Genomic DNA, 7,722 nt, shown 5'->3' with positions numbered 1-7,722 from the left:
GGTGGAGAATCGCGATCGTGAGGTCGCGCACCTGGGCCGCGCGCTCGGCTCCGATCTCGATCTCGACATCGCCGTACGGCATCGGCTGGTCATGCTCACCCTGCGGCGCCTTCGTACTCGGCGTGAAGATCGGCTCGGGCAACTCCGACCCATCGACCAGACCCGGCGGCAACTCGATACCGGAGACGTGCCCATCGGCCTGGTACTCCTTCAAACCGCCGCCGGTCAGGTACGCGCGCGCCACGCATTCGACCGGGAGCATGTCGAGCCGCTCGACAAGCACCGCGCGGCGGGCCACCGCGTCGGGCACATCGGTGGAGATGACGTGGTTGCCGATGACGTCCTTGAGCTGGTCGAACCACCACAGCGACATCTGCGTCAGCACCGCGCCCTTGTCCGGGATCGGGGTGTCGAGGATGAAGTCGTACGCGCTGATGCGGTCACTGGCCACCAGGAGGAGCTGGTCATTGCGGGGCCGACCATCCGCGTCGAGTGGGGCGTACAGATCACGGACCTTGCCCGAATAGACATGGGCGTAGCCGGGCAGATCGAGCGGTGAAGACGACGTCATGCGCCCATCATCGCGCATGGAACTCAGCCCCTCAGTGGGCGTGGACAGTCGCTGGGGCGGGTGATGCGTTCAGCGGGGCACGCAGACTCGCGTAGCGCTCGTCGGCATCCACCGACGTGACCGCCCCGGCCCGCACCTCGGCCAGTCGCCGGGTGACTTCGGCACGCCAAGCGGTATCGACCTCGCCCGTGCCGCCCGCGTGATGGAGGCTTTCGAGCAGAGCGTTGACCACGACCGCACGCTGATCGACGTCGAGAGCGAGCGCGTCTCGGATCAGGGTTGCGGCGTCGGGTGACATGTCTCCCACTGTACGTAGGCAGGCCAATGATCGGCCAGCGCCGCCCGGACGACACCGTCTGGCGCGACGCTTCCCGCCTCTGAGCCCGGCACGGTTCGAGGTGCTGGAGGGCCTTACAAGGGCCGCCGACACCTCGAACCGGGAGGGGGCTACCTCGAACCGGGGAGGGGGCTACCTCGAACCAGGTGGGGCTGGGGATGTGGGTGCGTCGCTGCCGCCCAGGAGGGCCTCGCGCAGCGTGTCGAGCCCGACACTGCCGACGTCGAGGGCCCGGCGGTGGAACGCCTTCAGATCGAACGATGCTCCGTCAATGGCCTTGACCTCATCGCGCAACCGCAGCCACTCGCGCTCGCCGACCTTGTACGACGGCGCCTGGCCGGGCCACCCGAGGTAGCGGTCGAGTTCGAAGCGGGCCATGCCCTCCTCGAGGTTGCTGTGCGCGTTGAGGTACCGCCACGCCTTGTCGTACGTCCACGCGCCGCCACCGACCTCCGCCGGAGCCTCGAACCCGCAGTGCACGCCGATGTCGATGACCACGCGCGCGGCCCGCAGCGACTGCCCGTCGAGCAGCCCCATCCGGTCACCCGGATCGTCCATGTACCCGAGGTCGGCCATGAGCCACTCGGCGTACAGCGCCCAGCCCTCGCCGTGGCCCGAGGTCCACGCCGCCAGCCGCCGCCACCGGTTCAGGAGCGCCGAACGGTAGACTGTCTGCCCGACCTGGAGGTGATGCCCCGGCACGCCCTCGTGGTACACCGTCGTCAACTCGCGCCACGTCGTGAACCGGGTGACACCCTGGGGCACCGACCACCACATGCGGCCCGGGCGACTGAAGTCCGCGGCCGGAGGCGTGTAGTAGATGCCGCCGGTCTGACTCGGCGCGATCAGGCACTCGATGCGGCGCACCGGCTCGGGAATGTCGAACTGTGAATCGGCCAGCCGCGCCACCGCCTCGTCGGCCGCACGTTGCATCCACGCCTGAAGCGCCTCGGTGCTGTCGAGCTCGTAGCGCGGGTCGGCGTCGAGGGTCGCGATCGCCTCGGCCACGCTCGCGCCGGGGCGGATCTGCTCGGCCGTCTCGCGCATGAGCCCGTCGATCCGCTCGACCTCGGCCTGACCCCAGCGGTACGTCTCCTCAAGATCGATCGTCGCGCCCAGGAAGGACCGCGAGCGCAACTGATACACCTCACGGCCGCACGCGTCGGCGCTCGGTGCTTGGTCGGCCAGTCCGTCGAGGTAGATCGCGAGCCGGCCGTAGGCCGCCTTGGCCGACTCCACCCCGGTGGTCAGCGTCGCCCGCACCTCCTCGGGTTGGTCGGCGGCTTCACGGAGCAGCGCGTCGTACGTGCTCGTCTCATCACCGGCTTGATCTCGGCACTGGTCGGCGACCTTCTCCACCTGCCGGCGCGGGGCGATCTGCCCCTGCTGCGCCGACCACGTCAACGCCGACGTGTACTGCGCCAGCGCCGGCGCGACGGCCGCCAACCGCCCGGCGATCGTCGCCCAGTCGTCGGCGGAATCCTTGGGCATGAGGTCGAACACGTCCCGCAGGGTCTGCGGCGGTGACTCGATGACGTTGAGGTCGATCGGCGCTCCGCCACTCAACTGCAGATCCAGGGTCTCGACCTCGACGCCCAGACGTTCGCGCAGTGCGGCGGCGGTGACGCGGTCGACGTCGTCGACGGGCTCGACGCCTGCCAGTCGCGCAAGGGTGTCGGCGGCCAGGTCGCGGCTCGCGCGCAGCCCCTCGATCGACAGGTCATCGATCTCGTCATGCCGCCCGGGCACACCCAGGAACGTCGCGGTCAGCGGGCTGAGCGCCACGACGGCGTCGAGGTGGGCGTCGGCCAGGGCATCCAACGCCGTGGCCGCCCGCGGCGACCCGGTCACGACGCCACCGGGATCGACACCTCACCACGCGCGGCCTTCGCGGCGATGTCGGTGCGGTGATGCGAACCGCGCAACTCGATCGCGTCGACGACCTCGTACGCCCGCTCGCGCGCCTGCGTCAGGTCGGCACCGAGCGCGACGACCGACAGCACGCGGCCGCCGGCGCTGACGAGCTGCCCGTCCTTGAGGGCGGTGCCGGCGTGCAGCACGTACGCGTCGTCGCGCGGCTGCGGCAGCCCGCCGATCGAGTCGCCGGTGCGCGGGGTGCCCGGGTAGTTCTCGGAGGCGACCACCACCGTCACCGCCGATCGCGGATCCCACTCAAGCGCACCGAGCTCCGCCAATCGCCCCTGCGCCGCCGCGAGCAACACGCCCCCGAGCGGGGTGCGCAGGCGCGCGAGCACGCCCTGGGTCTCCGGATCGCCGAAGCGCGCGTTGAACTCGATGACGCGCGGCCCGCCCGAGGTCATGGCCAGGCCGACATACAACACCCCGGCGAACGGCGCTCCGCGGCGGGCCATCTCGTCGATCGTCGGCTGCGCGACCTGCGCGACGACCTGCTCGACGAGATCGGCCGGCGCCCACGGCAACGGCGTGTACGCACCCATGCCGCCGGTGTTCGGGCCGAGGTCATCGTCGCCGACACGCTTGAAGTCCTGCGCCGGCTCGAGCGGCACAACCGTGACGCCGTCGGTCAGGCAGAAGAGCGAGACCTCCGGCCCGTCGAGGAACTCCTCGACCACGACCCGCCCGCCCTTCTTCGCCAGGCACGCCGACGCGTGTTCGGAGGCGAGATCGGCATCATCGGTGACGACCACGCCCTTGCCGGCGGCCAGTCCGTCCTCCTTGATGACGAACGGAGCGCCGAACTCGGCCATCGCGCGGGCGACCTGGTCCATCGTCGAACAGACCCGCGGCTGGCCGGTCGGCACCCCGGCCGCGGCCATGATCTCCTTGGCGAACGCCTTGCTGCCCTCGAGCTGGGCGGCCTGCGCCGACGGGCCGAAACAGGCGATCCCGGCCTCGCGCACGGCATCAGCCACACCCGCCACGAGCGGCGCCTCGGGGCCGACGACGACGAGGTCGATGTCGTGCTCGCGGGCGGCGGCGACGACGGCGGGGCCATCGGTGGCGCTGGCGAGGGCGACGAGGGTGGCCTGGTCGGCCATGCCCGGGTTGCCCGGAGCGGCGAACACCGCGGTGACGGAGGGGTCGGCGGCCAGACCGCGGACGAGTGCGTGCTCACGCGCGCCGGAACCGATGACGAGGACCTTCATGAGCGGCAAGCCTAGTGCGGACCCGGGCGAACGCCGATCCGTCGGGGAAATAGGAGGGGGCGCAGTGCTCGGTGGGTAGGGGACCCGATATGAGCACTGCGCCCCGCAGCGCGGCCTCCGGCGTTGGGGGGGTACCGGCGCTCTGCGCAATCGCACTTGGCGACATGGCAACTTTGACAAGTTCGGTACCGTCTTTGCAAGCCAGAACATGGCGTGTTTCCGACAATGTCCGAGATGCGACAGGTTTTGGTGGAACCGTCGCCGCGACGCACCGCGACGACCGCCCCCACACCCCGGCCGGAGGCCAGCGCGATGATGGACGAGAACCTCCTCAATGCTGCCTACATCTCGCTGCTGCGCACGCCTGAGGCGACGCGGGATGCCCTGGGCGCCATGGCCGGACCCGACGTGTCGGTCGACGAGATGCTCGAGCAGATGGCCGCGCGCGGGTTGGCGGTTCCGTTGGCCGATGGGCGGATCAGCGTGCCCCCACCTGATCTCGCGATGGCCAGTTATGCCTCGGCCGTGGAGCGGCAGGTGGCGCTGCTGCAGGAGTCGATCCACGGTTTCACCGACGTGTACCGGCGCGCACACCCCTCGCACGAGTCACACCTCGATGATGCGCTGCCGGTGCGGGTGCTCGCCCCGGAGGAGATCGTGCCCGTCGGCGGGGCGATCATGGCCGCCGCGCACACCTCGCTCGTGGCCATGCGTGGCGTGTCGATGCCACCGGCGAGCCCGGAGGTGTCCGAACTCCCGGACTTCGACATGCCCAGCGTGATCGATCGGCTCACCGTGGTCGGCGCAGCCGTCATCGAGTCGACCGCCACCCTGGCGACGCTGCAGCGGCGGGTCGCGCGCGGGGACAACGTGCGGGTCTCCCCCAATGTGGCGTTCAACGCGGTGGTCGTGGACGACGAGTCGCTGATCCTGCAACTGCCGGCGCCCGAGCGGGCCGAGGGGCAGTTGGCACTGATCCTGCGCGACGCTCCGCTCAGCCGTGGGGTCGCCGCGATGATTCGACTCATCCACGCCCACTGCATTCCCCTGCCCAAGGGCCGGCGGCGGCCCGATCCGGACGCGACCAATACCGAAGAGCCCGGCCCGCACCTCGATGATCGCGACCACCTCTTGCTGTCGCTGCTCGCCACCGGCGCGGCCGACTCGGCGATGGCCCGTGAACTCGGTGTGAGCGTGCGCACGGTGGAGCGTCGTATCCGGCGGATCCTCGATGTGCTCGGGGCGCGGAGCCGGTTCCAGGCCGGGGTCGAGGCCCACCGGCGGGGGCTGGTGTAGCCGGGTTACCGACCCGGATCACCCCACGGTCATCTCTCGATGATTAGACTCGCCTGTTCCCGTAGAACGAGCGAGAGTCACCGTGACGGATCAGCGCACCCTGGGTTCGGACCGAGCCCCACAAACCGCAGCCCCCTCGATCAGCCCCGAGGTGGCGGCCGAGGTCGCCCACGAGCAGGCCCACCTCGATCGGGTCATGGCCGAACTCGCCAAGGCCAACGACCGCGCCGACCTGGTCGCCACCGACGGGCTGTCGCGTGGCCGCACCGACCGCACCGGCGATGTGCGCGACGAGGAGATGTCCGGGCTCTTCGAGCGGGACGCCCTGGTGTTCAACGCCGCGCGCCGGCAGGCGTCGCTGGCCAACCAGTACGAGGGCCTGGTGTTCGGACGCCTCGACCTCGATCACGGCTCCGACATGTCGTTGGACGACCGGGAGGTGCGCTACATCGGCCGACTCGGGGTGCGCGACGACGAGTACGAGCCGCTGGTCATCGACTGGCGCGCGCCCGCCGCCTCGCCGTTCTACCGGGCCACCCCCGTCGAGCCGCACGGCGTGATTCGGCGGCGCGTACTGCGCTCCCGTGGTGATGTCGTGCTTGGGGTGGAGGACGACCTCATGGTGCCCGAGGCGCCCGAGGACCTGACGATCGTCGGTGACGGAGCGCTGCTCGCGGCCTTGACGCGCTCGCGCGGCGGGCAGATGCGAGACATCGTCGCGACGATCCAGAAGCATCAGGACGAGGCGATCCGCGCCGATGCCCGTGGGGTCACCGAGATCACCGGCGGGCCGGGCACCGGCAAGACCGTCGTGGCATTGCACCGCGCGGCGTACCTGCTGTACGCCAACCGTCGGCGGTACGAGGCCGGCGGGATTCTCGTCATCGGACCGTCGGCGGCGTACACGGCCTACATCGAGCGCGTGCTGCCCTCGCTCGGCGAGGACTCGGTCACACTGCGCTCCGTCGGTGATCTCGTCGATGTCGTCACGGCGACGCGACTCGATTCGCCCGAGGTCGCGGCGATCAAGGGGTCGCTGCGGATTCGGCGGGTGCTGCAGCGGTTGGCGCAGAGTGCCGTGCCGGGGGCGCCGACGGAGTTTCGGGAGTTCGTCGGGGGGCATGCGATTCGGCTCGACGAGAGCGTGCTCAAGCGCGTGCGCAAGGATGTGCTGCGCTCCGCTCGGCGCAATGAGGCCGTGGCGGCGGCGCGTGCGGCGTTGGCCGAGGCCGCGTGGGTGGCGATCTCGCGCGAGGGCGACCGGGGCGAGTTCTTGGACGCGTTCGACTCGTCGATGGCGGTGGACGACTTCATGGCGCAGTGGTGGCCCCAGGTCGACCCGCGTGAGGCGCTGCTGTGGCTGACCGACACGGATTGGGCCTACCGGCTGACCAAGGGTGTGCTCGACCTCGATGAGACCGCGGCGCTGGCGCAGAGCTACCGGGACGCGTTGGAGGTGGGCACGTGGTCGGTCGCCGATGTCGCGCTCATCGATGACCTCAGCGGGCGGGTCGGGCTCGTTGTGGATGTCGTCGAGGAGGAACGCAGCTTCTACGAGATCGAGGAGCTCGGTGGGGTCGAGGAGTTGACGGTGACCGGGCAGCGGCTGGTGTCGCGCGAGGTGTCGGCGCATGTGACGCCGACGCAGGCGCGGGAGCGGTTGCTCGACGGGCGGATCGGGCGTGGGGGCGAGTACGCGCACATCCTCGTCGACGAGGCGCAGGACCTGTCGCCGATGCAGTGGCGGATGATCGGCCGGCGGGGGCGGCATGCGTCGTGGACGGTCGTCGGGGATCGCGCGCAGGCGTCGTGGTCGGATCTGGACGAGGCGGGCGCGGCGCGGTCGGAGGCGTTCGGGAAGCAGGTGCGTCGGTCGTTCCACATGACGACGAACTACCGCAATGCGCGGGAGATCTTCGACTATGCGCGCGATGTCATCGTGGCGCAGGTGCCGGATGCGGACATTCCGGCGGCGGTGCGCGAGACCGGGGTGCATCCGGTGGAGGCGTCGTTCGACGAGGTGGGGCCGGCGGTGGAGTCGGCGGTGTCTGCGTTGTTGGAGTCGGTCGAGGGGGCGATTGCGGTGATCACGCCGCGGCGGCACGAGGATCGGGTGGCGCATCTGGACGGAGTGGGCGATGGGCGCGTGCGGGTGCTGGATCCGCTGTCGACCAAGGGGTTGGAGTGGGATGCGACGGTCGTGGTCGACCCGGACGCGATCACCGAGGAATCGCCCGGTGGCGTGCGGGTGCTGTACGTGGTGCTCACGCGTGCGGCGCATCGCATGACGGTCCTCCGCCCCGCGTGAGCCCTCCCCCCTTCGCCGCTACCCCGCCGACTGGTCAATCTTTGCGACGTAAGCACGCCTTACGTCGCAAAGATTGACCAGT

6 protein-coding genes are annotated in these 7,722 nt (G+C 70.4%); 2 read left to right on the top strand and 4 right to left on the bottom strand.

Annotation, left to right across the window (positions count from 1 at the left end; genetic code table 11):
* The 4 genes from KD1_RS07345 to purD form a co-directional block, all read right to left on the bottom strand.
* Positions 1-571, bottom strand: a 571-nt coding sequence (locus KD1_RS07345) for a phosphoribosylaminoimidazolesuccinocarboxamide synthase (RefSeq protein ID WP_281177606.1), incomplete at its 3' end; no start/stop codon positions are given.
* Positions 572-602: 31 nt separating this feature from the next.
* The gene (locus tag KD1_RS07340; RefSeq protein ID WP_068399749.1) at positions 603-869 is read right to left on the bottom strand and encodes an addiction module protein; all 267 of its coding nucleotides are present in this window, start codon (positions 867-869) and stop codon (positions 603-605) included.
* 171 nt (positions 870-1,040) lie between these two features.
* Complete coding sequence (locus tag KD1_RS07335) at positions 1,041-2,759, bottom strand: DUF885 domain-containing protein (RefSeq protein ID WP_068399745.1); 1,719 nt, start codon at positions 2,757-2,759, stop codon at positions 1,041-1,043.
* Positions 2,756-4,036, bottom strand: a complete 1,281-nt coding sequence (gene purD, locus KD1_RS07330) for a phosphoribosylamine--glycine ligase (RefSeq protein WP_068399770.1) — start codon at positions 4,034-4,036, stop codon at positions 2,756-2,758. The genes KD1_RS07335 and purD overlap by 4 nt, the downstream gene beginning before the upstream one ends.
* Positions 4,037-4,270: 234 nt before the next feature.
* On the opposite strand from purD, the gene KD1_RS17345 reads away from it, so the two are divergent.
* Both KD1_RS17345 and KD1_RS07320 read left to right on the top strand, forming a co-directional pair.
* Positions 4,271-5,332, top strand: coding sequence for a helix-turn-helix transcriptional regulator (locus KD1_RS17345; protein WP_157073230.1), 1,062 nt, complete (start codon positions 4,271-4,273; stop codon positions 5,330-5,332).
* Positions 5,333-5,414: 82 nt separating this feature from the next.
* Positions 5,415-7,640, top strand: coding sequence for a HelD family protein (locus tag KD1_RS07320; protein WP_245627315.1), 2,226 nt, complete (start codon positions 5,415-5,417; stop codon positions 7,638-7,640).
* The last annotated feature ends 82 nt before the right edge of the window (positions 7,641-7,722 follow it).

Source organism: Kribbia dieselivorans NBRC 106261 (assembly GCF_001552435.1).
GTDB lineage: Bacteria > Actinomycetota > Actinomycetes > Actinomycetales > Dermatophilaceae > Kribbia > Kribbia dieselivorans.
The sequence above is the reverse complement of the archived record's forward strand: the minus strand, read 5'-3'. Positions and strand labels throughout refer to the sequence as shown.